The sequence below is a fragment of the Sphingopyxis sp. sgz302558 genome (assembly GCF_057220455.1).
The window spans coordinates 576,891-601,157 of the sequence record NZ_JBXPUZ010000003.1; the positions used below are offsets into that span (position 1 = coordinate 576,891).

Consider the following 24,267-nt stretch of genomic DNA (forward strand, 5'->3'; position numbering starts at 1 on the left):
GAAAGCGCGAGAACTTATGTCATTTTTTTCCCTGTTAGCCGAAGTTTCTGCCCATGTGAACTTCAATGAATTGATGGGGGAAAATCCGGAAATCGCAGTGTCGGTCTTCGGCTTTCCGATCCGTTGGTATGCGCTGGCCTATCTGGCAGGTATCTTCATTGGCTATTGGTATCTCACCAAAATGATTGCGCAACCCGGTGCGCCAATGGCGCGGCGCCATGCCGACGACATGATCTTTTATGCGATGCTGGGCATCATCGGCGGCGGGCGACTGGGCTATGTGCTGTTCTACAATTTGCAGGCCTATCTGGCCGACCCGATCAAGATATTGAAGCTGTGGGACGGCGGCATGTCGCTGCACGGCGGGGTCATCGGCGTGATGATTGCCATTTGGTTTGTGACACGGCGCGAGAAACTCAGCTTCCTGCGCTTTTGCGACTATATCGCCTGCGTTGTGCCCTTTGGCCTGTTCTTTGGTCGCCTTGCTAATTTCGTGAACGGCGAGCTGTGGGGGCGGACCACTGACGTCAGCTGGGGTATCATTTTCCCCGACAGCGGATCGATGGAACCGCGTCACCCCAGCCAGCTCTATGAAGCGGGGCTCGAAGGCGTATTCATGATGGCCATCCTTGCCTGGCTCTTCTGGCGCACCGACGCGCGCTACAAGCCCGGATTTCTGTTCGGGATGGCGGCCCTCATCTATGGGTTGTCGCGCTTTGCGGTCGAATTTGTCCGCGAGCCCGATGTCCAGCTGATGTGGCTGGCCGAGGCGACTGGTCTGTCGATGGGCCAATGGCTAACCGTGCCGATGATCATCATCGGCTTGTGGGCCATTGCCACCGCCAAAGGTCGCCGCCAGCGGGTAGAGCCTGTGGCCGGGCAAGAGAGCGTTGCGTAACCCACCGCCGGTACATGACCGGTTGCTGGCGACCATAGCCGCGCACGGCCCCATCCCATTGGCCGACTATATGGCGCAGACTAACAGCCACTATTACGCCACCCGCGATCCGCTGGGCGCGGACGGCGACTTCACCACGGCACCCGAAATCAGCCAGATGTTCGGCGAACTGGTGGGTTTGGCGATAGCGGACATGTGGGACCGCGCTGGCCGTCCTGATGCCGCCTACGTCGAACTTGGGCCGGGTCGCGGCACGCTGGCGCGCGATGCGCTGGGCGCGATGGCGGCGGCTGGGCTGAACCCTAGCGTGCATCTGGTTGAAACCAGCCCGACGCTGGCTGCCAAACAAGGGGCGCTGGTGCCGCAAGCAACCCATCACGCCAGCCACAACAGCTTGCCATCCGACCGCCCCTTGCTGATCGTGGCCAATGAATTTTTCGACGCGTTGCCGGTACGCCAGTTCGTTCGCACCGACGCGGGCTGGCGGGAAATGATGGTCGGGTGTGATGGGGACGTGCTGGTCCGCATGGCTGGCAACGCGCCGCGCGAGGCCGATGTGCCCCCTCCATTGCATCATGCGCCTGTCGGCAGCATCCACGAAATCAACGGTGATGCGCAAGCCATCGTCGCGGCTTTGGCCACACGCATCGCCGCGCAGGGCGGCGCGCTGCTGATCATTGACTATGGCTATGTTGGCCCGGCGCTGGGCGATACGTTGCAGGCCGTGCGCGGGCATGGCTTTGCCGACCCGCTCGCGAACGCGGGGGAGGCCGATCTCACCGCGCACGTCGATTTCAGCGCGCTTGCCGCCGCAGCAGCGCAGCTCAGCATCGCTGGGCCGGTGGGCCAAGGCGACTGGCTGACGAGGCTGGGCATCGACGCGCGCACCGCCGCACTGGCAGCGCGCAACCCTGATCGCACCGCCGACCTAACCGCCCAGCGCGACCGGCTGGTCAAAGCGGACGCAATGGGGCAGTTGTTCCGCGTGCTTGTGCTCTATCATCCCGAATGGCCGACCCCGGCAGGCTTTGCGTCGTGAGCGCGGCGGTATTGATCGAGCGGCCGGGTGCGAAGGTGGCCAGCCAATTGTCTGAGTTCGCCGTCGACGCCTTTGTCACGACCTTTGGCCATATCTACGCGCCCCAGGATCTGGCTGCATTTCTGGCCGAATGGAACACGCCAGCGTTGCTCCATCAGCAGTTGGCTGACCACGCCTTTGCATTTGCGCTGGTGCGCGACGAAGGCAGGATTGCGGGCTTTGCCAAGCTGGGGCCTATCGATTTTGACCTGCCGCAGGGGCACCCCTTGGAAGGCGCGATCGAGCTGCACCAACTCTACCTCGCCGAAAGCGCCAAGGGGACCGGCATTGCCGACGCGCTGATGCACTGGGCCATCGGCGAGGCGCGGGCGCGCGGCAACGCCATTCTTTATCTGTCGGTCTTCACCGAAAACCCTCGCGCGCAGGCCTTTTACCGGCGCTATGGCTTTGTCGACATTGGCCGCAATCCGTTCCGCGTCGGCAACCATATCGACGAAGATCGCATCTGGCGGCTGGATCTATGACGCCACCTTTCCGCACCGCTGTTGCCCTCGCCAACACCCCACACGGCTTTTTCGGACGGCGCGGCGGTGTGTCAACCGGTGAACTGGCCAGCCTGAACACCGGCATCGGATCGGGCGATGATCCCGCTGCCATCGCCGAGAACCGCCGCCGCGCGGGCGACGCCGTGTTGCCCGGCGCGACACTGGTTGGCGTCTTTCAGGTGCATGGCCGCGACTGCGCCACTGTCGACGCGCCATGGAGCGACATCGAGCGCCCGCAGGCTGACGCGATTGTCACTGACCGGCCCGGCCTATTGCTGGGCATATTGACCGCCGATTGCGTACCCGTGCTGCTCGCCGACCGGCAAGCCGGTGTCGTCGCGGCCGCGCATGCGGGGTGGAAAGGGGCGCTGGCCGGGATCACCGATGCGACGATCGCGGCCATGCAAGGCAAAGGCGCCAGCCCCGCGCGCATCGTCGGCGCCATTGGCCCATGCATCGCCACCGCCAGCTATGAGGTCGATATGGCCTTCGTCGATCGCTTTGTCGCCGAAGAGGTCGCCAACGATCGCTTTTTCCACGACGGCCGCCCGGGCCACGCGCATTTCGACATTGCCGCCTATGTCGCCGCGCGGCTCGCCGCTGTCGGGGTGACGCAGGTCGAGATACTGGGCGAGGATACCTATGCGCAGGAGGCAGACTATTTCAGCTACCGCCGCGCCTGTCATCGCGGCGAGGGCGGCTATGGACGCCAACTGTCGGTTATCGGCTTGCCTGTATGAAGGCGCAGCGCTTTGGCCTGTTCGGCGGACTTGCTATCTTCCTGCTGATGCTGGCGCTGCCTGCCCCCGCTGGGATGGAGCCCGGCGCGTGGCACATCGCGGCGCTGACCGTGTTGATGGCGGTGTGGTGGATGACCGAGGCGCTGCCGCTAACCGCAACCGCGCTGCTCCCCTTCCTCTTCGCGCCGCTTTTCGGCGTGATGGAGGCCAATGCCATTGCCAAAGAATATTATTCGCCCATTTTGTTCTTGATTTTGGGCGGCGCTTTTCTCGCGCTCGCCATTGAACGCGTTGGCTTGCACCGGCGGCTCGCGGTGGCGATATTGCGGCTGGCCAAGCCCACATCGGCGGGACTGCTGTTCGCCTTCATGGCCGCAACCGCGCTTTTGTCGATGTTCATTTCCAACACCTCGACCGCGCTGATCATGATGCCGATTGCGCTCGCCGTGCTGGCGGCCGGCAATGTGGCGGAAGGCGAAACCGGCGGCTTTGCGGGCGCAGTGATGATGGGTATCGCCTTTGCGGCCTCGATTGGCGGGCTGGGGACGCTCGTCGGCTCGCCGACCAATGCCATTGCCGCCGGCCTCATTGAAAAGCAGCTGGGGCTGACCATCGGCTTTCTCGACTGGATGAAATATGGCGTGCCTGTGGTGCTGTTCGCCATCCCCATTGCCATGCTCATTTTGATGCGGGTGCAGCGGCTCGACCGCGATAGTTTCGACGCACAAGGCGCAGCGCGGGCGCTGGGCGACAATCCTGCGTGGACCACGGCCGAGCGCCGCCTGGTCCCGCTGATTGCCATCGTCTTCGCCGCCTGGGTAGCGCAGCCATGGGTTGAACCGCTGCTGCCCAAAGGCGCGCTGACTGATGGAACAATCGCCATTGCCGGGGCGCTATCGCTGTTCGTGATACCCGATGGCAGCGGTCGACCCCTGCTGAATTGGAAAGAGGCGGATCGTGCGCCGTGGGGCGTCATCATGATGTTCGGCGGCGGACTGGCGCTGGCTGCGGCGATGACGGCCAGCGGGCTGGCTGCGTGGCTGGGCAATATCCTCGCGCCGCTCGGCACTTTGCCCCTTTTCTTGCTCGCCGCCGCTATCGTCGCGCTGACCATCCTCATCACCGAGTTTGCCAGCAATGTCGCCACCGCCAGCGGCATCATGCCCGTGCTCGCCGCGCTGATCGCCACCACCGGCATCGACCCCATTTTGCTGGCGCTGCCCGTCGCCTTTGCTGCCAGCTGGGGCTTCATGTTGCCCAGCGGTACCGGGCCCAACGCCATTGCTTGGGCGACAGGCCATATCGCGCTGCCAAGGATGCTGGGCGCGGGTCTTGCGCTCGATATTGTCGGCGTGCCGCTGATCATCCTGACCATCTGGGCAGTCGCGGGGCTCTAAAGCGGTTTCACTTGTAACTTTATTGCGCTAGGGTTGCGGCCCGTCCAGCCTTCCGAGGGAAACACCCGCATGTCCGACGCCACCCCGCCGCGCAAACCCAAACCTTCGGTGCGAGCGATCGGTAACCGCCAACTTTCTCCGGCGACGCTGATGATGGGCTATGGTTTCGATCCCGTGCTGTCGGAAGGGTCGCTCAAGCCGCCAATTTTCCTGACCTCAACCTTCGCCTTTGAAAGCGCGGCAGCGGGCAAGCGGCATTTTGAGGGGATTACCGGCAAGCGCCCGGGCGGGGCCGATGGCCTGGTTTATTCGCGCTTCAACGGCCCCAATCAGGAAATTTTGGAAGCGCGCCTCGGCGTGTGGGACGATGCCGAAGATGCGCTGGTTTTTTCCAGCGGCATGTCGGCCATCGCCACGCTGCTGCTCGCGCACGTCAGCATGAAGGACGTAATTGTCCATTCGGGCCCGCTCTATGCCGCCACCGAGACGCTGATCGCGCGCATCCTGTCGCGCTTTGGCGCGACCTACCTCGATTTTCCGGCTGAAGCGTCGCGCGCCGAGATGGATGACATCCTCGACCGCGCCAAAACGATGGCAGCGGCGCAAGGCGGCAAGGTGGCGATGGTCTATCTGGAAAGCCCCGCCAACCCCACCAACGCGCTGGTCGATGTCGAAGCGATGCGCGGCGCGGTCGACGCCGCCTTTGCCGCTGACGCGCGCCCGCCAATTGCTATCGACAACACCTTTCTGGGGCCGCTTTGGTCCGCGCCGCTGAAGCATGGCTCCGACATTGTCCTCTACAGCCTAACCAAATATGCCGGCGGGCACAGCGATCTGGTCGCGGGCGGCGTGCTGGGGTCCAAGGCTTGGCTCGCCCCCATCCGCATGATGCGCAACACCATTGGCACAATTTGCGATCCCAACACCGCCTGGATGCTATTGCGCAGCCTCGAAACCGTCGAATTGCGCATGAGCCGCGCGGGCGAGAATGCCGAGAAAGTGTGCGAATATCTGCGCAGTCACCCCAAGGTGGAGGGCTTGGGCTATCTGGGCTTTCTTCCCGAAGGGCCGCAGCGCGACATTTTTGAACGCCACTGCGCTGGCGCAGGCTCCACCTTCTCCTTGTTCATCAAGGGCGGCGAGGAAGAAAGCTTCCGCTTCCTCGACGCGTTGCAAATTGCCAATCTGGCGGTCAGTCTGGGCGGCACCGAAACACTTGCCAGCCATCCTGCCGCAATGACGCACCTTTCCGTGCCGCAGGAGCGCAAGGACCGATTGGGCATTACCGACAATCTGGTGCGCATTTCGATCGGCATCGAGGACGCAGGCGATCTGATTGCCGATTTTGCGCAGGCGTTGGACGCGGTTTAGCGCGCCGGACGTTTTGGCCGCCAATCGACCACTTGCCAGCCCATTTTGGGGGCGAGCTTGCGCAGGCCGCGTGATGGCGTAGTTGCCACCGCTTCATGGGCAAAATGCAGCATTGGCCGGTCGGACACATGGTCGGAATAGGCGCGGATGTGCGATCCGTCGCGGGTCAACGCATTGCTGTCCATCCACCCCGAAATGCGTGCGAACTTGGCATCGCCATAGCAATTGTCGCCTGCCAGACGCGCGCGGATATGGTCGGGACCCACGCCTTCATCAAGCTGTGTTGCCAGCACATCGTCGATCCCCAGTCGCGCGGCAATCGCATCAACATAAAGATGAAAGCTCGCGGTGGCGAGCAGCACGCGGTAGCCCGCCGCCTTGTCGGCCGCGATTTGTTCGACCGCTTCATCATAAAGCCCGCTCGCCACCAGCTTGTCGGCATAGCTTTCGGCAAGCGGGGCAATCTCGTCCCGGCGAAAGGTCGGGCCAAGCATCAGCCGCAGCGTTATTGCCTTAAGCCGCGCGCGACTGACCAGGCCGGTCAGATGCAGCAGACTGGCAAGCATCACAAACGGGGTTAGCAGCACCCGCCAGCGCTGGCGCCGTCGCACCACATGCATCAGAAAGCCACTATAGGTCGCGCGCCGGGTAATGGTGCGGTCCATATCGTAGATTGCAATGCGCGAAGGGACGGCGTCGCTCATGTCGCCGTCCATACCGGCTTGGCGCGCCGGTGAGAAGTGCTTGCCGCGCCACGCAAAGTGCGCAACTGTCGGGGGGTTATGTTGGCCTTGGCAAGTCATGCAATAGTCCCCGGCGATGGGGGCGACGAGCTGCGGCTGGCGGGGCGGCTGACTTTGGCGCGCCTCGGCGAGCTGCCGCAGATATTGGAAAGCGTCGGCCCCATAGCTCGCATCGACCTGTCGGGCATCGAGCGCATCGATACCGTGGGCGCATGGCTAGTGCTGCGCACTGCCGATGTCCATGGCGCCCAGATCGCCGGAGCCAGCCGAGATGCGCAGCGCCTGCTCGACGCGGTGCGACGCTCGCGGCAGGAACCCGCCGCCGAACATTTCGTCCCCGGCGGTTGGCAGCGGCTGGCTGGCGAGGTCGGTTCCGGTTTCATGACCGCCTGCCGCGAGTTGATCGGCATCATCGGCTTTTTCGGGGCAACCATCGTTTCTTTTTTCCGGATGTTGCTGGAAAGACGGCCGGTGCGCTGGACCGCGGTCACGATGCGCATCCAGAATGTCGGTATCGACGCGTTGGCCATCATCGGACTGATGAGTTTTCTGATCGGCATCGTGATCGCGCAGCAGGGCGCCGTGCAGCTGGAGCAATTCGGGCTAGAGGTGTTCACCGTCAATCTGGTCGGGCGCGCGTCAATCCGTGAACTTGGGCTGCTGATGACCGCGATCATGGTCGCGGGCCGCTCGGGCAGTGCTTTTGCCGCACAAATCGGCACCATGAAGTTGACCGAGGAAATCGATGCCATGCGCACGATCGGCGTGTCACCGATGGAGGCCATCGTGTTGCCGCGCGTCATGGCGGTGACGCTGATGATGCCACTGCTTGGCTTTTACGCCAGCATGTGCGCCATTATCGGCGGGGGCGTGTTTTGCTGGGTTGGGCTGGAAATTCCGCCGCTTACCTATATTGAGCTGTTACGCCAGATCATCCCCTTTACCGATTTCTGGATCATGCTGATCAAGGCCCCGGTGTTCGGCATGCTGGTTGGTGTTACTGGCTGCTATGAAGGTATGCAGGTGGAAAAGGACGCTGAAGAGGTCGGTCGCCGCACTACCTCTGCTGTGGTCGCCGCCATTTTTCTTGTCATCGTCCTGGACGCCTTTTTCGCCGTATTCTTCTCTGGGCTTGGGTGGAACTGATGGCCACCATGATTTTCCCCGAGCAGCACCAGGTGGCAATCCGCGTGCGCGGACTAACCAATGCGTTTGGCGATGCTGTGATCCATGAAGATCTGGATCTGGAAGTTCTGCAAGGCGAAGTATTGGGCGTGGTTGGCGGGTCGGGCACGGGAAAATCGGTGCTGATGCGCTCGATAATCGGATTGCAGCACCCTCAAGCCGGGTGCATCGAAGTCTACGGTCGCACCCATATTGACGTTGAAGACACTCCCGCTGCCCGCGACCTGCGGCGCCGCTGGGGTGTGATGTTTCAGGGCGGCGCGCTGTTTTCCACACTGACTGTATCGGAAAATATCCAGGTGCCGCTGCGCGAATATTATCCGCAGCTGTCCAAACCGATGCTTGATGAAATCGCCGCCTATAAGGTCGCGATGGTTGGCCTGCCCCCTGATGCCGGCCCAAAATATCCCGCCGAATTATCGGGGGGTATGGTCAAGCGTGCCGGGCTGGCCCGCGCGCTGGCGCTCGACCCCGCCTTACTGTTTCTCGACGAACCAACCGCCGGGCTTGATCCTATTGGCGCGGCCAAATTTGACCAGCTGATCCGCGAACTTGCCGATACGCTGGGCCTGACCGTCTTCCTTATTACCCACGATCTGGATTCGCTTTATGCCACTTGCGACCGGGTGGCGGTGCTGGCCGAGCGCAAGGTGATCGCCATCGGGACCATCGACCAGCTGCTGTCTACCAGCCACCCATGGATTCAGGATTATTTCATGGGTCCGCGCGGGCGGGCAGCAGCAAAATCGCGCGAAGCGGTCGCTTCCGCCAAATCATTGGGCTAGAGACGCTTTATGGAAACCCGTTCAAACAATGTGCTGGTGGGGGCTGTGGTGCTGCTGATGATGCTGGCACTGGCTGGGTTCGTCGTCTGGCTGGCCAATAACAGCGGCGGCACCAAGCGCGAGTTTGACATTTTTTTCAAACAGTCGGTCGATGGCCTCAACCGCGGTTCGCAGGTCACCTACTCCGGCGTACCGTCAGGACAAGTCAAGGAAATCGCGCTGTGGCCCGACGACCCCGCCTTTGTCCGCGTCCGCATCGAGGTGAACGAAGATACGCCGGTGCGACAGGGCACCACCGCGACCCTGTCGGGTGTCGGCTTTACTGGCGTAACGCAGGTCGCGCTGGAAGGCGCGGTAAAAGGTGCGCCGCCGATTGCCGATGCCGGGCCCGCTGGTCGCCCGGTGATCCCGACGCGCGTTGGTGGACTGGGCGAATTGTTGAACACTGCGCCGCAGCTGCTCGAGCGGCTTTCGACACTTACCGAACGGCTGACCGAGCTGGCCAATGACCGCAACCAGCAAAGCATCGCCAATATCCTCGACAATATCGAATCAACCAGTGCCACGCTCGCGCGCAACGGCCCCGCCATCACCGCCGCGTTGGCCGAAACCCGGATTGCAGTGCAGCAGACGGGGATCGCGGCCGAGCGCGTCGGACTGCTCGCCCAAAGCGCGCAGAGCACAGTCGAGCGCAATATTGACCCCGCCATGGCCGATCTGCGTAAGGCATTGCGCAGCGCCGACGCATCGATGGCGCAGCTCAACAAGGTGCTGGCCGCTGCCGAGCCCGGCTTGCAGAATTTCAGCGACACGACAATTCCAGAAGCCAATGCGCTGATCCGCGACTTGCGCCGCACCTCGGCCTCGCTATCCAGCCTGACCGACAAGCTCGACCAACAGGGGGCGGGCGCAATTCTCGGCGGCACCAAATTGCCTGATTACAAGGATGGGAACTGACCGCATGATCCGATCTCGCGCCATCCTCGCCCTGAGCACCGCGTTAAGTCTTGCGGGCTGCGTTAATCTGGGCGGCGGGGAAGCTCCGCCCTTCCTCCTGACGCTCAGCCCCGACGCTGTGCCCGCCGCCGGAACCCCGCGCAGCAATGCCGAGGCGAAGACGCTGACCGTGCTGATCCCCACTGCGCCGCAGAAGTTGCGCACCCAGCGCATCCCGGTGCAGCAGGATGAGGGCAGCATTGCCTATATCGTCGAGGCGCAATGGGTGGAGGCGCCGCAACGCTTGTTCCAGCGGCTGCTGTCCGACACCATCAGCGCGAGCAGCGACCGGCTCGTGCTCGATGAAGGCCAGTATTTGACGGCGCCGGGCGAGCAGCTCGCCGGGCAATTGCTGGAATTCGGCATCGACGCCCGCACGAACGAAGCGGTCGTCACCTATCAGGCGATGATCGTCGGCGCGGGCGGCAAACAAGTGCGCCAGCAACGCTTTGAGGCGCGCGAGGATGTGGGCACGGTGGAAGCGCGCAGCGCGGGGGCAGCGCTGTCGCGCGCCGCGAACAAGGTCGCGGGTGACGTTGCTAAGTGGGTGGCGGGATAACCTTTAGCCCGCCAAACTCTTGCTCGCCTGTTCGGTCGTATCACGCGACAAGCCGGGGGTGCGCAAAATCCGCTCCAGCTCGGTTCGCATCATGGCCTGCCGCGCGCTGTCAAACCGCTTCCAGCGGCCAAACGGCGGAATCATTTTGGCGGCTGTCTGGGCGTTGCGTGGATCCAGTTCGATGATCAGGTCGGCCAGCAAGCGGTAACCCGCGCCATCGGTTTGGTGGAAGGCCGCTTGGTTGCCCGAAAACGCCCCATAGAGCGAGCGCACCCGATTGGGGTTCGACAAGGTGAAATCCGGATGTTTTGCGAGGCCAGCAACCGCCTCGACCGTGTCAGAGCGCAGCGACCAGGCCTGCACCTGGAACCATTTGTCGAGCACCAGCCCATTGTCGCGGTAGCGCTGATAGAAGATGTCGAGCGCGGCCTCGCGCTGGTCGCTGTCGCCATTCGCTAGCGTGGTCAGCGCGCTCATCCGCAGCGTCATGCCATCGGCACCGGCAAAATGGTCAAACGCCAGCGTCGCTGCATCGGGCAAACCGGCGGCGCCTAGCAGCGCAATCGCCTGCCCGGCCAACCGCCGTCCGCCTTTCGCCGCCGGGCTATGGTCGCTTGACGAGGGCACCGGCTGTGCCAACAGCGCGCGCCATTCGCCCTCGAGCGCTGAACCCAACGCCGCCTGCAAAGCGATGCGCGCGCGACGGATAGCATCGGGGTCAACCACCAACATCTGGTCGCCGATAAAGGCTTCGCTGGGCAGCAGGATTGCCTCGGCAACAAAGGCTGGATCACGCGCCGCCTCACGCAGCAAATTGGCAACCGCGTCGACCACAGGGGCAACATCGCCGCCGCCCGCCACCGCCGCAACCAGATGGTCTAGCATCAATTGCTGCAATGCTTCGTATCGAGCGAAAGGATCGTCATCATGCGCGGCGAGCCATGCCAATTCGCCCGGGGCGCGATCAACTTCGGTGATCACCGGGGCGGTAAAGCCGCGGTTGATCGACAATACAGGGCGCGCTGTAAATCGCCCCAGGGCAATGCGCTCGACCGGTTCGCGCAGTTCGACCAGTGTGTCGGGTAGCACGCCATTGTCGCCGCCAGCGCCAAATGCCGCAATCCGCAGCGGAATGTGCATGGGCAGTTTGTTGGGCTGCCCTGGCGTCGGCGGCACGCTTTGCTGCGCGACAAGCGTCCATTCGCCTTGCGCTTCCTCGACCGACAATTTGAGGCGTGGTGTCCCCGCCTGTTCATACCAGCGACGGAACTGGGTCAGGTCGACCACTGCACCATCCTCGATCGCGCGAACAAAATCCTCGCACGTCACGGCCTGACCGTCGTGGCGGTCAAAATAAAGGTCGGTCCCGGCGCGGAACCGATCGGGCCCGATCAGCGTCGCCATCATCCGGATGACCTCGGCCCCCTTGTTGTACACTGTGGCGGTGTAAAAGTTCGAGATTTCCTGAAAACTGTCGGGGCGGATGGGATGCGCCAGCGGCCCGGCATCTTCGGGGAATTGCGCCGCACGGAGCAGGCGCACATCCTCGATCCGCTTGACCGCCGCTGATCCCTGATCGGCCGAGAAACATTGGTCGCGATAGACAGTAAAACCTTCTTTCAGGCTCAGCTGGAACCAGTCACGGCAGGTGACGCGGTTGCCCGACCAGTTGTGGAAATACTCATGCGCGACGACGCCTTCGACCCCGTCAAAATCAATGTCGGTCGCGGTGTCGGTGTCGGCCAATATGTAACGGCTGTTAAAGACGTTCAGCCCCTTGTTTTCCATCGCCCCCATGTTGAAATCGCTGACCGCGACAATGTTGAAGACGTCCAGGTCATATTCGCGGCCATAGACGCGCTCGTCCCACGCCATGGATGCCTTGAGCGCCGCCATCGCATGGCCGGTTCGCGGCACATCGCCGTCGCGGACAAAGATATTGAGCGCGACTTTGCGCCCCGACATGGTGGTGAAATGGTCGCTGTTGGCGACCAGATCGCCCGCGACCAGCGCAAAGAGATAGCTGGGCTTGGGCCACGGATCCTCCCAAACGGCCCAATGGGTGCCATCATCATTTTCGCCGCTATCGATGCAGTTGCCGTTGGATAACAGCACCGGAAAAACCTTTTTGTCGCCCGTCATAGTCACGCGGTAGCGACTCATCACATCGGGCCGGTCGGGGTGGAAGATGATACGCCGGAACCCTTCGGCCTCGCACTGGGTGCACAACATGCCGTTCGAGGCATAGAGGCCCATCAACTGGCTGTTTGCACTGGGGATAAGGCGGGTAGCGATGCTGACGACGGCAGCGGTGCGTTCGCCAAGATCCAGAAGCAAATCAGCTCCCTCCATCCGCCAGTCGGCAAACTCTTCGCCATCAACGCGTACCGCCAGTGAGGTCAGCCCGTCGCCGCGCAGCAACAGCTGCGCGCCCGCCTTTCCTGCCGGATTACGCGTCACGGACAGGGTCGATGTGACCTGCGTCGCGTCGATACCAAGCGCAAAGTCGAGCGCCACTTCGGGAACCAGCCATTCGGGCGGGCGATAATCACCACGATGGACGGTGACGGGAACAGCGGGCGTGGAGGAGAGGTCAGCCATAGCATTAACTCTATGCGCCGACGCGGGGGTGCGCAATAAGCGCGGCATGGGACAGATGCTGATATTCGGGCTCGGTTATAGTGCAGCGCATCTGGCGGATCGGCTGGTCGCCCGCGGATGGAACGTTATCGGCACCACGCGCGACGGGCGCGGCGGGACGCTGCGGTTCGATGACGAGCCAGCGGTGCGCGCCGCCATTTTGTGCGCCGACCATATCCTCGCCTCGGCTCCGCCCGATGGCGGGCGCGATCCGGTGCTGGCGCATTATGGCGAGGCGCTCGCGCTCGCCCCGGCGCGCTGGGTTGGCTATCTGTCCTCCACCGGCGTTTATGGCGACACCGGCGGTGCGTGGGTGGACGAAGCATCGCCCGTCGGCACCGGCAACCGGGCCGCGCGCGCCGCCGCCGATCAGACGTGGCTGGCGCTGCGCAGCGAGGTGCGCGTTTTCCGTCTGCCCGGGATCTATGGGCCAAGCCGCAGCGCGCTTGACCGCGTCCGTAGCGGCGACGCGCACCGCATCAAATTGTCCGGTCAGGTCTTCAGTCGCATCCATGTCGACGACATCGCCAGCGGCATCATCGCCAGCTTTGCCGGACCGCCAGGGGTCTATAATCTGGCCGACGACCATCCCTGTCCGCAACTGGAGGTTACCGAGGGCGCGTGCGACCTGCTCGGCGTACCGTGGCCGCCGCTGGAAACATTGGAAGAGGCGAATCTTTCGCCGATGGCGCGCACCTTCTATGCTGAAAACCGCCGCGTCGCGAACGGCAAGGCCAAGCGGCTGCTGGGGTGGGAGCCGCGCTTTCCGACCTGGCGTGAGGGGCTGGCCAACTGCCTCGACACGGATCGTCAGTAAAGCACCTCGATCGCGTGGATCAGCGTGCCGACCAGCCCGCCGACCAATGTGCCGTTGATGCGGATAAATTGTAAATCATCGCCGACCTCGCGCTCCAGCCGGTCGGTAATGGTGCGTGCATCCCAGCCACGGATCGTGTCCGACACCAGCTTTAGTGCGGTTTCACCGTAGCTGTCGGCCATGCCTACCACGGCGCGGCGGGCGTAGCGGTTGACCGTGCGGCGGATCGCCGGATCCTCGCCCAGCGTGGTGCCGAGCTGGCGCACCAGCTCGCCGATGCGGCCCGCGAGCACCGTGTCGGGGTTGTTTGCCGCGCGCAGCAATGCGCCGCGCCCTTGCTCCCACAGGCCGTCGAGCCAGCGCTTGACCGCCGGATTGGCCAGCAGTTCATCGCGCACGCGCGCCACCTGCGCCTGCCTCTCCGGGTCATGTTGCAGGTCATGAGCCAGCCGCTCGAGGCTTTCCTCGACGCGCTGGCGCAAGGCATGCTCGGGCTGCTCGGCCATATCGGCGAGCAATTTCTGTAAGCCAGCGACGATGCGGTTAGAGATGGTTTCATCCAGACCCGTCAGCCGCACGATCGTCCCGCTATTGTCGTGCACCATCTGGTGGATCAGCTCGGCGTTCAAATCCAGCGTCTTGGAACCCCATCTGACCATGCCGTCGAGGAGCGGCTGGTGCCGCCCCTCCGCCAGCGCCGCGGACAGTGTCTGCCCCAGCAGCGGGCCCACGTTCAGCTCGCGCAGCCGGTCGGCGAGAGCCGTTTTGACCATGCCGCCCAGCCGATCCTGATCGAGCGCGCCCAGCGCTTCAGCAAGCATGCGCGATGCGCCCCGCTTTAGCCGCCCACCGCCCTCAGCCGGTTCAGCAAGGAAACGCCCCACCGCGCCCGCCACATCGACATGGCGCATCCGCTTGGCAATCAGCCGCGGAATCAGGAAGTTTTTGAGCAGGAAGGCCGCCAGCGCATTGCCAATGCGTTCCTTGTTGCGCGGCACGATGGCGGTGTGCGGGATGGGCAGGCCCATGGGGTGGCGGAACAGCGCGGTCACCGCGAACCAGTCGGCCAGCCCGCCGACCATGGCGGCTTCGGCGAAGGCGCGGACAAAACCGATGGCCGGATGCAGATCATCCCACGGCTTCAGCCCGAAAAAAACGATGGCCATGAGGATCAGCAGACCGGTCGCGACCAGCCGCACATCGACGCCCTGCCGGACCGGAATGGAAACGCCGGCGGGACGCGCCGCTTTGGCTGATTCGTTCATGCCCTTGAAATGGGGAAGGATGCGCGGCGGCGCAACCGCCGCGTCCCCTTATTCCGCCGGCTGCGGGACAGCCTTGTCGGCTGCATCATCGCCCTCGCGGTAACTGATGAAGCGGCGCGAGAATTTGCCGATGCGCTTTTCGATACTGTCCGCCAGGCTGAAACCCGCGGGCACAATCAGCAGCGTCAGCAGCGTTGACATAATCAGCCCGCCGATGACGACCACGCCCATCGGCGCGCGCCATGCCCCGTCACCCGACAGCGACAGCGCCGTCGGCACCATCCCAGCGGCCATCGCCACCGTGGTCATAACAATTGGCTGCGCACGTTTGCGCCCGGCGTCAATCAGCGCGGTATACTTGTCCACGCCGCGCTCCATTTCCTCGATGGCAAAGTCGATCAGCAAGATGCTGTTTTTGCCGACAATGCCGAACAGCATCAGCAGGCCGATGAACACCGGCATCGAAATTTCCATCCCCGCAATCGCCAGGCCAATGAGGCCGCCCAGCGGCGCGAGCAACAGCGAGAGCATATTGACCAGCGGCGATAGGAAGCGGCGGTAGAGCAGCACCAGCGTCGAGAAGACCAACAGCATGCCCGAAACCAGAGCGATGGCGAAATTCACCAGCAATTCCTGCTGCCATTTCTGGTCGCCCTGCACCACTTTGCGAATGCCGTTGGGCATGTTCTTGACCGCTGGCAGTGCGTCGATCTTGGGCTGGGCATCGCCGGTAACAAGGCCCGGTGCGAGATCCGCGCCCAGCACAATGCGCCGCGTCTGGTTATACCGCCGCAGCTCGGTTGGCCCCGCGCCAAAGCTGATTTTTGCCACCGATTTCAACGGCACGGTGGTCCCGCGCGATGTCGGCACCGGCAGATTCTCCAGGGTGGACAGGCTGCGACGCGAATCCTCGGCCAGCAGCACGCGGATCGGGATCTGCCGGTCCGACAGCGAGAATTTGGCGGCATTCTGGTCGATATCGCCAATGGTGGCGATGCGGATCGTCTGCGATAGCGCGGCCGTGGTCACGCCCAGATCGGCGGCGAGGTCGAGCCGCGGTTCGACGATGATTTCAGGCCGCGGAATATCGCCTTCAATGCGCGGGTTGCGCAGTTCCTTCAGGCCTTCCATCTGCTTGACGATGGTGCGCGCGTGGGTTTCGAGTGCTGCCGGATCATCGCCGCCGATGATGAAGGTGATGTCACGGCCCGAAAAGCCGCCCGACTGGCTCTGGAAGCGCACCCGCGCATCGGGAATGGCAGCGAGCTTCGGCTGAACCGAACGCTCCCATTCAACGCTCTTCAGCGCACGATCCTTCTTCAGCGTGATATAGATGTTGCCGTCGTTGACGTTCACCTCGGCAAAGGCGTCCTGCACCGTTGGGTCGGCATCCAATATGGCGGTCACCTGATTGGCAATCCCCTCGCTCTGCGCCAGCGTTGATCCGGGCGGCAATTCAAACGCGATCTGGCTATAATCGCTGTTGATCGTCGGTTGGAATTGCTTGGGCAGCAGCAAGAACAACGCGATGCTAGCGGCAAAGGCGCCAACACCAATGCCCACCATCGTCCAGCGGTGCTTCAACGTCCATTTCAGCAGGTTGGCATAGCGCTCGATCATCGGCCCATTGGCATGGTCCGCCTCGCCAAAAGCTTTGAGGAAATAGGCCGCGATCATTGGCGTGATCATGCGTGCGACCGCAAGGCTCAGCAGCACGGCGACAACCACGGTCATCCCAAACTGGACAAAGAATTGCCCCGAGATACCGGGCATCAGCGCAACGGGCAGGAACACCGCGACAATGGTCATCGTTGTCGCAACCACCGCCAGGCCGATTTCGTCAGCGGCATCGATGGACGCCTGATAGGCGGATTTGCCCATCCGCATGTGCCGGACGATATTTTCAATTTCCACAATAGCGTCGTCGACCAGCACCCCCGCGACCAGACTGAGCGCCAGCAGCGACAGGCTGTTCAGCGAAAAGCCCATCAGGTCCATGAAGAAGAAAGTCGGGATAGCCGACAGTGGGATGGCAATTGCGCTGATTACCGTCGCGCGCCAGTCGCGCAGGAACAGGAACACCACGATCACTGCGAGCACCGCGCCCTCAATCATCGCCAGCATCGCCGAGCTATATTGCTCTTTGGTATAGACTGTCCGCGTGAACAGGATTTTGAAATCAACCTTGGGGTTGTTCTTCTTGATCTCGGCCAGCTTTTCCATCGCCGCATCGTGCACCGACACGTCCGAGGCACCTTTCGCCTTTTCGATGGCAAAGGACAGCACCTGTTTGCCGCGCATCTTGGCCAGATTGCGCTGCTCGGCATAGGCGTCCGTAACTGTGGCCACATCGGTCAGGCGGATGGTGCGGCCATTGCCCAGCGACAGCCGTTGTTCGCCCAGCTGATAGGCGCTGCCGGCGTTGCCCAGCACGCGCACAGCTTGCTCGGACCCCGCAATTTCGGTACGGCCGCCGGCGGCGTTCAAGTTGGTCTGGCGCAGCTGCGCGTTCACTTGGGACGCAGTAATGCCATAGCTTTGCATGCGCGCAGGGTCGAGGATGACGCGGATTTCGCGGTCTACCCCGCCCGAGCGGCGCACCTGCGCCATGCCCTCGATACCCAGCAATTCCTTCGCCACCGTATTGTCGACGAACCAGGACAATTGCTCCAGCGTCATGTCCGACGTTTCGACCGCGAAATAGGTGATCGGCCCGCCCGCAATATCGACGCGTATGACCTGCGGTTCCAAAATGCCATCGGGCAAATCGCCGCGGATCTGCGATATCGCCTGATTGACGTCGTTGAATGCGCGGTCAATCGGCGTACCAATGTCGAACTGGATGAAGGTGCGGCTGTTGCCTTCGCCCACATAGGAGGACAGCTCGTCCACCCCGCTGACCGAGCGGACAGCGGCTTCGACGCGCTGGGTGACCTGCGTCTCCAGCTCGGATGGGGCAGCCCCCGGCTGAGAGACAATCACCTGCACAGCGGGAAATTCAATTTCCGGATTGTCGTTCACGTCCATGCGGTTGAAGCTGACGATTCCCGCCAGCAGCAACAGCACGAAAAACACAATCGGCGGCACCGGGTTGCGGATCGACCAGGCGGAGATATTGCGGAAATTCATGGCTTCGATCCCTTACCCGGCGCGCCTCAGCGCGCCGCCGACTTCTGCAGCACCGGTTTCACCTTGTCGCCGGGGTTGAGGAACGACCCCGCCAAGACCACGACGCGTTCATTGCCAGTCAGCCCGCTGGCAATGGCCACACCGCTGTCATTGACTGACCCGATGGTCACCTTTTGCCGCTGCACGACATTGTCCTTGCCGACGACATAGACATAGTTGCCCTCGGGGCTGGATAGCACCGCGCTTTCGGGCAGCAGCGGCGATCGGCCGCGGCCCGCCACCAGCTTGGCGTCGGCAAAGCCGCCCGGGCGCAGCGCCGCCGAATAGGGTACGGCGATGCGCACCGTGCCCTGACGGGTTTGCGGGTCGATGACCGGCGAGACTTGCCACACGCGGCCTGCGATACTGAGGTCGCTGCCCACCGGCGTGACCGTCGCAGCCGTGCCCACCGGCAAGTTTTGCAAATCGGCTTCGGCGAGCTGCGCCAGCAATTCCATTTCGCCGCCGCGTGCCATGCGGAACAGCACACCGCTGCCCGCGCTCACCACCTGCCCCGGCTCGACCTGACGCGTCAGCACCAGGCCGGCGGCGGGGGCCCGAATATCAAGGCGGCTGTTGCGTGCGCGCGCCTCGCTCACCTGCGCCTCGGCCACGCGCACGCGCGCCACGGCAGCGTCGCGCGTCGCGGTCTTGCGATCAAGGTCAGCCTTCGAAATAAAGCCGCGATCAACCAGCGAGCGCGCACGGTCGAGTTCGGCCTGCGCCAAATCGGCATCAGCCTGCGCCACGCGCACACTGGCTGCCAGCGAGTTGAGCTGCTGGACCTGCACCGCACGATCAACCGTCGCCAATACCTGTCCTGCGGCGACCCATTGGCCTGGTTCGACCAGCACGCGCGTCACCTGCCCGCCCTCGCCCGACACGCCAACCGGCATTTCGCGCCGCGCGGCAATGGTGCCATTGGCAGAGATAAGCTGTTCCACGTCCTGGCGGCCGGGAATAACCACGGTCACATTCGGGGCAGCGCCTGCGGCCCCTTTCTCGCCGCCCGCTGCGCCGCTTGCCGCTGCCTGACCGTCGGCGGACTTGCCCGCCGAAAATGCGTACCATGCCCCGGCAACAACCAGCGCTAGCAGTACCAGCGCGCCGATGAAGATCCGGCGCCGCTTGCCGCTCTGGTCGGCTTCATACCCATAGCCCGTCCCGCTGAGCTGATCCATCGGTGCCACCTTGGTTTCGTAGTTCACGATCATTCCCCATTGCTGCCGCTCGGTGCGGGCAGGCTTGAGCGATGGAGGTGTATTACCTGATTAAATCACTCGAAGCAAGCGCAGTTTGTTCGATTGGCGCTAAACCGAGTGTCCTGCCAGCGCCATAGGCACCCCCGCCGCTCGCCGAGCGCCAAGGGGCGTTCGCCGAAATATTTCACGCTGACCAGAAAGGGCAGCTGCGCCCGAACAGTGCAGCTGCCCTGTAATTCCGGCGCGTTGGCCGGTGGCTAGCGCACCTTTCCGCGCTTCACCAGATTGACGATCCCCAATAGGACCACCGCGCCCAGAAAGGCCGTGAGCAAGGTCATCGGATCGAACGCGTCGCCACGCAGATGGCCGCCGCCCAGAAAGCGGCCGAACAGGAAGCGTCCCAGAATCGAGCCGATGCAGCCAACGATGATGTTGAGGAAAATCCCCTGCTGCGCATCGGTTTTCATCACGATGCTGGCCAGCCAGCCGATAACGCCGCCCATTATGAGCGCGATGATAAAGTCCATGATGCTGTTCCTCCATGCTGGCGACGGGCCACGCCCCGCCGTTTTCGCTATCGCCAGAACATTGTCCGCGACGGCATGAGGCCATCTTAATGGCAAGAAACGGAAATACGAGTGCAGACTCGCCTGTCCGCCAGTGACAAAAAATGCCCCGGTGCGGTTCAAAAACAGGCACCGGGGCAGTGGGAACGGTTCCATGCGGAAACCACTCCGGGTCGCATGGGGTTGTTAGCCACAGAAATTGGAAGCTGCTGTGACAGACCGCACAGCTGCGCAGAATTTTTTGCAGGGGGCCGTGGACGGCCAAGGGGGCGCCGCGCACAAACGAAATGGGGGCCGGCATCGCTGCCAACCCCCACTGATCCGGTTCCGTTGGCAACCGACATCGTCCTGATCCGCCTCGACTGGCCCAGCTTTCGCTGCCCCTGTCGCGCATGACCGATAGACCATCGGCGCCGCCCGTTCCGGCGGCGGTTCGGTCGGCCCCCTCGCGGGGGCCGGCCTCACCTGAAATGCCCTTCGTCCTTTGTCCTGCGCCTGATCTTTCGACCTTCGCTGACCTCAAGTCCGGTCTGCATCTCGTCCCTGCTCGGGCGGGCTGCTCTTCGTGGGAATCGCTACCTGCCGTTTGCCGGGTATCGCTTGCTGCTCCACCGTTCCGTGCCACATTCAGGCGACTGACCTTGCGGTCCTGCGACGTCTCGTGGCGGGTCCGCGCTTCGCTGCTCCCGATGATTTGAAGGTCTCACGACCGCCGCGATTCACCAAAAAGAATCGTCATCAAATTGCCCAAAATGCGAATCCGGCTGTGGATAAATCGGGCAGATGCAAGATGCGGATTCGGGCAGGAAAGATTCGGATTCAAGGGTGGAATCTTGTGACGCGACTCGGGGCAGGTGGCGTCATAGAGAGCGCGACTCACCACGCCCCCAAATCACCCTTCCCCACACTTCCGCTCGCCATTTCGAGCATGCGGTCTAAGCTTCGCTTCGCCTTCACCTGCAATTCCTCGTCCAGCTCGATGCGCGGCTGCAAATCGCGCAGCGCCAGATAGAGTTTCTCCATCGTGTTCAGCGCCATATAGGGGCAGATGTTGCAGTTGCAGTTTCCGTCCGCCCCCGGCGCGCCAATGAATTTCTTCCCTGGCACCGCCTTTTCCATCTGGTGAATGATGTGCGGCTCGGTTGCCACGATCAGCGTGTCGCCGCCCATTTCCTTGGCGAATTTCAATATGCCGCTGGTCGATCCGACATAATCGGCGTGGTCAATAATGTGCGGCGGGCATTCGGGGTGCGCGGCAACCGGCGCGCCCGGATGCTGCGCTTTCAGCTTCAAAAGCTCAGTTTCGCTAAACGCCTCGTGCACAATGCACACGCCCGGCCACAACAGCATGTCGCGCCCGGTCTTGCGGTTCATATACCCCCCCAGATGCCGGTCGGGGCCAAAAATGATCTTCTGGTCCTGTGGCAGCTGGTTGATGATGGTCTCGGCGCTCGACGAGGTGACGATAATGTCGCTCAAAGCCTTCACCGCCGCCGAGCAGTTGATATAGGTCAGTGCAATATGGTCGGGATGCGCCGAGCGGAAGCGCGCGAACTGTTCGGGCGGGCAGCTATCCTCCAGACTGCAACCTGCGTCCATGTCGGGCAGCACAACAATTTTCTGCGGGCTGAGGATCTTCGCCGTTTCCGCCATGAATTTGACGCCGCAAAAGGCGATGACATCAGCATCGGTTTCGGCCGCCTTGCGTGACAGCGCCAGACTGTCGCCAACAAAATCGCTAATCTCCTGAATCTCGGGCCGCTGGTAATAGTGGCCAAGGATGACAGCGTTGCGCTCTTTCTTCAGGCGCTGGATTTCGCCGACAATATCGACGCCAGACAGATTTTCGCGGATCGGGGCAGTCATGGCAGCAGGGCTCCATTGGCAGGATAGTCTGCGCTGCAAATGGCCCTGTCCTGCCCGTGCCGCAAGCGGCTTTGGCGATTAATTCGGTGCAAACCCCGGTGGCGGCGGCGGAAACTCCAGCCCCGGCACTTTGGCACCGGGCGTCCCGGCCGTGACCGCCGTATAGATGGACGTCCCCAGCGGCGATGCTGACAGCAGCATGGCCGCGAGCAGCGCCACAGGCAGCGGCGCCATCCCCCAAACCCATGCCGGATGAACGCCGCCGGCGCGCGCATCGCGGACCATCCCGGCCAATGGGAAAAGCAGCCCTGCCAGCGCGCTAATCTCGAAGGTGTAGGGGATCATCAGCGGTGCCGGCAGCAACCGCCCGAATGCCGGGCCCATGATCATCGCCATCGCACAGATGTGCAGCCGCCGGTGCCAGTCGCTGCGCCGTCGCATGCCAATTGCGGCGCTCAGCACGATGATGAACGACAGCAAGGTCAGCGGATTGGCAATCAGGAAATGCTGCGGCGTGAAGAAAAACGGTGCCTGCCCGCGCTGGACCATCGCTACCGTCACGCCGGTGCCCAACACGGCCATCACCGCCACCAGCGGCAGCGCCAGCCAGCCCAGGCGGCGATGATATTGCCCCCGCCCGCTCGCCATCAGCCAGCTTTGCAGCACAAAAAAGCCGGTCCAGACCATGAAGGCGACGGCGTGCGCGTGGACAATCATCGGCGCGCCGAACGACGATCGGCCCATTGCAAAGTGCAAGGAAAAGGCGATGGCGATCGTAAGCCCCATCGCCGCCGCCAGTTTGAAGAAAAAAGACGCGTCATCGCGCGCCGCACCTGTCGCCAATGCTGCTGTTGCCATCACCCCAACCCCCCAATTGCGGATATCAACGGTTAAAGCGAACGTCCACCTTGGCGTCAACGCTCGCGGACTTCAGCGGCAGGGCGAAATTGCCGCGCACCGCGTTGATCGCGGCGGCTTCGGCCAGCCGCATCGGCGTCGCGCCCTTGGCCTGGGCGACAATCTCGGCGCGCGCCGCTTTCCAATTAGCCTCGTCGAGCCGTTTTTCGGCGTCTGTCACAGCGAGCACCAGTTCACCGTCGCGATATTCGACCGCGCCCGCCGGGTCCATTTCGGGCGCCGAAACGCGCAGCGGTGGCAGGCTGACGGTCAGCAACTGCGTTTCCGCGTCCCAATCGAGATTCTTCGCCGACAGCGCCCCCAGATCCAGCTCGTACCGTACCGTCCCCGGCACGATCAGGGTCTTTTGCGCGGTCAGTCCCAAAGTGCGCACACGGCTGGTCGGATCGGCGACAAAACGGGCAGTGAAGGGCACCAGCACATTTTGTTCCTTCAGCGATTCAAGGCTGGCAGAAACGATGGTTTCAGGCGCAGCAGGTGCAAAGTTGGCACGCAGCTGGTTCCAGCCAACCAACAGCAGGGCGCCAAAAATGGCAATCAGCAACAACACAATGATCAAACCGCTGCGATTGCGGGTCATGGCGTCAAACTCCAGATATCGCCGCCATCGGCGACCAAGCCGCGCGCCTTTAGGTCGAGCAGATGAGCCAGAACTGAACGACCCGCCGCACCCACCAGCCGCGGGTCGAGACCTTTATACATCACCGCGACCATCGCTGGGATGGCGCGCGGTCCCTTGCCCAGCTCGGTCAATATCTGGCGCTCACGCTGTTTGCGGTGGCCCAGCATGCCGCGCACTAGCTGCTTGGGCTTCGTCACCGCTGGGCCGTGCGCGGGATAATAGACGCGGTCAGCGCGATCATAGAGCTTGGCGAGGCTCGCCATATAGGCCGCCATGTCGCCGTCGGGCGGGCTGACCACGCTGGTCGACCACGCCATCACATGATCGCCGGTGAACAGCGCACCGCTTTCTTCCAGCGCATAACAAAGATGGTTTGACGTATGCCCCGGTGTCGCCACGGCGGTCAGCGTCCAGCCATCGCCCGCCACCTGTTCGCCATCGGCCAGCACATGGTCGGGCGCGTAATCGGGGTCGAACGCCGAATCGGCACGCGGGCCATCGTCCTTCAAAGCCAGTGGCGCGCAGCCGATGATCGGTGCACCCGTGGCGGCCTTTAGCGGCGCGGCGGCGGGCGAATGATCGCGGTGGGTGTGCGTACACAGGATGGCGGTGACGCGCGCGCTAGCCACTGCCCGTAAAATCGCCTCGACATGACCGGCGCCATAGGCATCGCCTGGGTCACCGACACTCTTGCCGCTGCCGGTCGGGCCGGGATCGATGACGGCGACGTCGGCGCCCGCCCCCACCAGCCACGTCTGCGTGCCCGTGAAAGTATAGGGCGACGGATTGGGCCCAAGCACGCGGCGGACGAGCGGCTCGTGCTGCTCGGTTTCACCAGCGCGGATGCTGTCGGGCCAGGGGCGGGAGTCGGTCACCTGCCTCATGTGGCACCCACATCGCCAAAGGAAAAGGGGCCGGTTGCCCGACCCCTTTCCCAGCCAACCG

General features: G+C 63.0%; 21 protein-coding genes. 11 read left to right on the forward strand and 10 right to left on the reverse strand.

Annotation, left to right across the window (positions count from 1 at the left end):
* Positions 1–16 precede the first annotated feature (16 nt).
* The 6 genes from lgt to AC2TC0_RS13495 all read left to right on the forward strand — a co-directional run bounded on the left by lgt (position 17) and on the right by AC2TC0_RS13495 (position 5,990).
* Complete coding sequence (lgt, locus tag AC2TC0_RS13470; protein ID WP_484718027.1) at positions 17–898, forward strand: prolipoprotein diacylglyceryl transferase; 882 nt, start codon at positions 17–19, stop codon at positions 896–898.
* Positions 891–1,937 (forward strand): class I SAM-dependent methyltransferase, encoded by a 1,047-nt coding sequence (locus AC2TC0_RS13475; protein ID WP_484718028.1) that lies wholly within the window; start codon positions 891–893, stop codon positions 1,935–1,937. Before lgt ends, AC2TC0_RS13475 begins: the two co-directional genes overlap by 8 nt.
* On the forward strand, positions 1,934–2,461 hold the full coding sequence (locus AC2TC0_RS13480; protein WP_484718029.1) for a GNAT family N-acetyltransferase: 528 nt from the start codon (positions 1,934–1,936) through the stop codon (positions 2,459–2,461). Before AC2TC0_RS13475 ends, AC2TC0_RS13480 begins: the two co-directional genes overlap by 4 nt.
* Entirely contained in the window at positions 2,458–3,222 is a 765-nt protein-coding gene (pgeF, locus tag AC2TC0_RS13485; protein ID WP_484718030.1) for a peptidoglycan editing factor PgeF, read from the forward strand. The genes AC2TC0_RS13480 and pgeF overlap by 4 nt, the downstream gene beginning before the upstream one ends.
* A complete protein-coding gene (locus tag AC2TC0_RS13490) occupies positions 3,219–4,619 on the forward strand; it encodes an SLC13 family permease (protein ID WP_484718031.1) in 1,401 nt (466 codons plus the stop codon). Before pgeF ends, AC2TC0_RS13490 begins: the two co-directional genes overlap by 4 nt.
* Positions 4,620–4,688: 69 nt before the next feature.
* Positions 4,689–5,990 (forward strand): cystathionine gamma-synthase family protein, encoded by a 1,302-nt coding sequence (locus tag AC2TC0_RS13495; RefSeq protein WP_484718032.1) that lies wholly within the window; start codon positions 4,689–4,691, stop codon positions 5,988–5,990.
* On the opposite strand, the gene AC2TC0_RS13500 is transcribed toward AC2TC0_RS13495, so the two are convergent.
* Complete coding sequence (locus AC2TC0_RS13500; RefSeq protein ID WP_484718033.1) at positions 5,987–6,694, reverse strand: HAD family hydrolase; 708 nt, start codon at positions 6,692–6,694, stop codon at positions 5,987–5,989. The genes AC2TC0_RS13495 and AC2TC0_RS13500 overlap by 4 nt on opposite strands.
* A gap of 87 nt (positions 6,695–6,781) precedes the next feature.
* Here AC2TC0_RS13500 and AC2TC0_RS13505 point away from each other — a divergent pair, with 87 nt between their 5' ends.
* The 4 genes from AC2TC0_RS13505 to AC2TC0_RS13520 are packed head-to-tail and all read left to right on the forward strand — an operon-like array spanning position 6,782 to position 10,258.
* Complete coding sequence (locus AC2TC0_RS13505; protein ID WP_484718034.1) at positions 6,782–7,879, forward strand: ABC transporter permease; 1,098 nt, start codon at positions 6,782–6,784, stop codon at positions 7,877–7,879.
* Positions 7,879–8,703: an ABC transporter ATP-binding protein gene (locus tag AC2TC0_RS13510; RefSeq protein WP_484718035.1), complete on the forward strand. Its 825-nt coding sequence runs from the start codon at positions 7,879–7,881 to the stop codon at positions 8,701–8,703. The genes AC2TC0_RS13505 and AC2TC0_RS13510 overlap by 1 nt, the downstream gene beginning before the upstream one ends.
* Before the next feature lie 9 nt (positions 8,704–8,712).
* Complete coding sequence (locus AC2TC0_RS13515; protein ID WP_484718036.1) at positions 8,713–9,660, forward strand: MlaD family protein; 948 nt, start codon at positions 8,713–8,715, stop codon at positions 9,658–9,660.
* A 4-nt stretch (positions 9,661–9,664) separates the two neighbouring features.
* Positions 9,665–10,258, forward strand: a complete 594-nt coding sequence (locus AC2TC0_RS13520) for an ABC-type transport auxiliary lipoprotein family protein (protein ID WP_484718037.1) — start codon at positions 9,665–9,667, stop codon at positions 10,256–10,258.
* A 3-nt stretch (positions 10,259–10,261) separates the two neighbouring features.
* Here the strand turns inward: AC2TC0_RS13520 and pepN are convergent, their stop codons facing one another.
* Positions 10,262–12,859, reverse strand: coding sequence for an aminopeptidase N (gene pepN / locus AC2TC0_RS13525; RefSeq protein WP_484718038.1), 2,598 nt, complete (start codon positions 12,857–12,859; stop codon positions 10,262–10,264).
* 46 nt (positions 12,860–12,905) lie between these two features.
* On the opposite strand from pepN, the gene AC2TC0_RS13530 reads away from it, so the two are divergent.
* Positions 12,906–13,715 (forward strand): Rossmann-fold NAD(P)-binding domain-containing protein, encoded by an 810-nt coding sequence (locus AC2TC0_RS13530; protein ID WP_484718039.1) that lies wholly within the window; start codon positions 12,906–12,908, stop codon positions 13,713–13,715.
* On the opposite strand, the gene AC2TC0_RS13535 is transcribed toward AC2TC0_RS13530, so the two are convergent.
* The 8 genes from AC2TC0_RS13535 to AC2TC0_RS13570 all read right to left on the reverse strand — a co-directional run bounded on the left by AC2TC0_RS13535 (position 13,709) and on the right by AC2TC0_RS13570 (position 24,206).
* A complete protein-coding gene (locus AC2TC0_RS13535) occupies positions 13,709–14,980 on the reverse strand; it encodes a DUF445 domain-containing protein (protein ID WP_484718040.1) in 1,272 nt (423 codons plus the stop codon). The genes AC2TC0_RS13530 and AC2TC0_RS13535 overlap by 7 nt on opposite strands.
* Before the next feature lie 48 nt (positions 14,981–15,028).
* Entirely contained in the window at positions 15,029–18,109 is a 3,081-nt protein-coding gene (locus AC2TC0_RS13540; protein ID WP_484718041.1) for an efflux RND transporter permease subunit, read from the reverse strand.
* Positions 18,110–18,135: 26 nt separating this feature from the next.
* Complete coding sequence (locus AC2TC0_RS13545) at positions 18,136–19,356, reverse strand: efflux RND transporter periplasmic adaptor subunit (protein ID WP_484718042.1); 1,221 nt, start codon at positions 19,354–19,356, stop codon at positions 18,136–18,138.
* Between the two features lie 251 nt (positions 19,357–19,607).
* On the reverse strand, positions 19,608–19,877 hold the full coding sequence (locus AC2TC0_RS13550) for a GlsB/YeaQ/YmgE family stress response membrane protein (protein WP_484718043.1): 270 nt from the start codon (positions 19,875–19,877) through the stop codon (positions 19,608–19,610).
* A gap of 915 nt (positions 19,878–20,792) precedes the next feature.
* Positions 20,793–21,782 carry a quinolinate synthase NadA gene (gene nadA / locus AC2TC0_RS13555; RefSeq protein WP_484718044.1) on the reverse strand — a complete coding sequence of 330 codons (990 nt, stop codon included), beginning with the start codon at positions 21,780–21,782 and terminating at the stop codon, positions 20,793–20,795.
* 78 nt (positions 21,783–21,860) lie between these two features.
* The gene (locus tag AC2TC0_RS13560; protein ID WP_484718045.1) at positions 21,861–22,640 is read right to left on the reverse strand and encodes a hypothetical protein; all 780 of its coding nucleotides are present in this window, start codon (positions 22,638–22,640) and stop codon (positions 21,861–21,863) included.
* Positions 22,641–22,665: 25 nt separating this feature from the next.
* Positions 22,666–23,280 (reverse strand): DUF4230 domain-containing protein, encoded by a 615-nt coding sequence (locus AC2TC0_RS13565; RefSeq protein ID WP_484718046.1) that lies wholly within the window; start codon positions 23,278–23,280, stop codon positions 22,666–22,668.
* Entirely contained in the window at positions 23,277–24,206 is a 930-nt protein-coding gene (locus tag AC2TC0_RS13570) for an MBL fold metallo-hydrolase (protein ID WP_484718047.1), read from the reverse strand. Before AC2TC0_RS13570 ends, AC2TC0_RS13565 begins: the two co-directional genes overlap by 4 nt.
* Positions 24,207–24,267: the final 61 nt, after the last annotated feature.

Coding starts and splice junctions, on each gene's coding strand:
- AC2TC0_RS13495 (WP_484718032.1), top strand. CDS start 4,689: ATGTCCGACGCCACCCCGCCGCGCAAACCCAAACCTTCGGTGCGAGCG.
- AC2TC0_RS13510 (WP_484718035.1), top strand. CDS start 7,879: ATGGCCACCATGATTTTCCCCGAGCAGCACCAGGTGGCAATCCGCGTG.
- AC2TC0_RS13500 (WP_484718033.1), bottom strand. CDS start 6,694: ATGAGCGACGCCGTCCCTTCGCGCATTGCAATCTACGATATGGACCGC.
- AC2TC0_RS13570 (WP_484718047.1), bottom strand. CDS start 24,206: ATGAGGCAGGTGACCGACTCCCGCCCCTGGCCCGACAGCATCCGCGCT.
- lgt (WP_484718027.1), top strand. CDS start 17: ATGTCATTTTTTTCCCTGTTAGCCGAAGTTTCTGCCCATGTGAACTTC.
- pgeF (WP_484718030.1), top strand. CDS start 2,458: ATGACGCCACCTTTCCGCACCGCTGTTGCCCTCGCCAACACCCCACAC.
- AC2TC0_RS13540 (WP_484718041.1), bottom strand. CDS start 18,109: ATGAATTTCCGCAATATCTCCGCCTGGTCGATCCGCAACCCGGTGCCG.
- pepN (WP_484718038.1), bottom strand. CDS start 12,859: ATGGCTGACCTCTCCTCCACGCCCGCTGTTCCCGTCACCGTCCATCGT.
- AC2TC0_RS13515 (WP_484718036.1), top strand. CDS start 8,713: ATGGAAACCCGTTCAAACAATGTGCTGGTGGGGGCTGTGGTGCTGCTG.
- nadA (WP_484718044.1), bottom strand. CDS start 21,782: ATGACTGCCCCGATCCGCGAAAATCTGTCTGGCGTCGATATTGTCGGC.
- AC2TC0_RS13560 (WP_484718045.1), bottom strand. CDS start 22,640: ATGGCAACAGCAGCATTGGCGACAGGTGCGGCGCGCGATGACGCGTCT.
- AC2TC0_RS13520 (WP_484718037.1), top strand. CDS start 9,665: ATGATCCGATCTCGCGCCATCCTCGCCCTGAGCACCGCGTTAAGTCTT.
- AC2TC0_RS13535 (WP_484718040.1), bottom strand. CDS start 14,980: ATGAACGAATCAGCCAAAGCGGCGCGTCCCGCCGGCGTTTCCATTCCG.
- AC2TC0_RS13530 (WP_484718039.1), top strand. CDS start 12,906: ATGGGACAGATGCTGATATTCGGGCTCGGTTATAGTGCAGCGCATCTG.
- AC2TC0_RS13550 (WP_484718043.1), bottom strand. CDS start 19,877: ATGGACTTTATCATCGCGCTCATAATGGGCGGCGTTATCGGCTGGCTG.
- AC2TC0_RS13490 (WP_484718031.1), top strand. CDS start 3,219: ATGAAGGCGCAGCGCTTTGGCCTGTTCGGCGGACTTGCTATCTTCCTG.
- AC2TC0_RS13565 (WP_484718046.1), bottom strand. CDS start 23,280: ATGACCCGCAATCGCAGCGGTTTGATCATTGTGTTGTTGCTGATTGCC.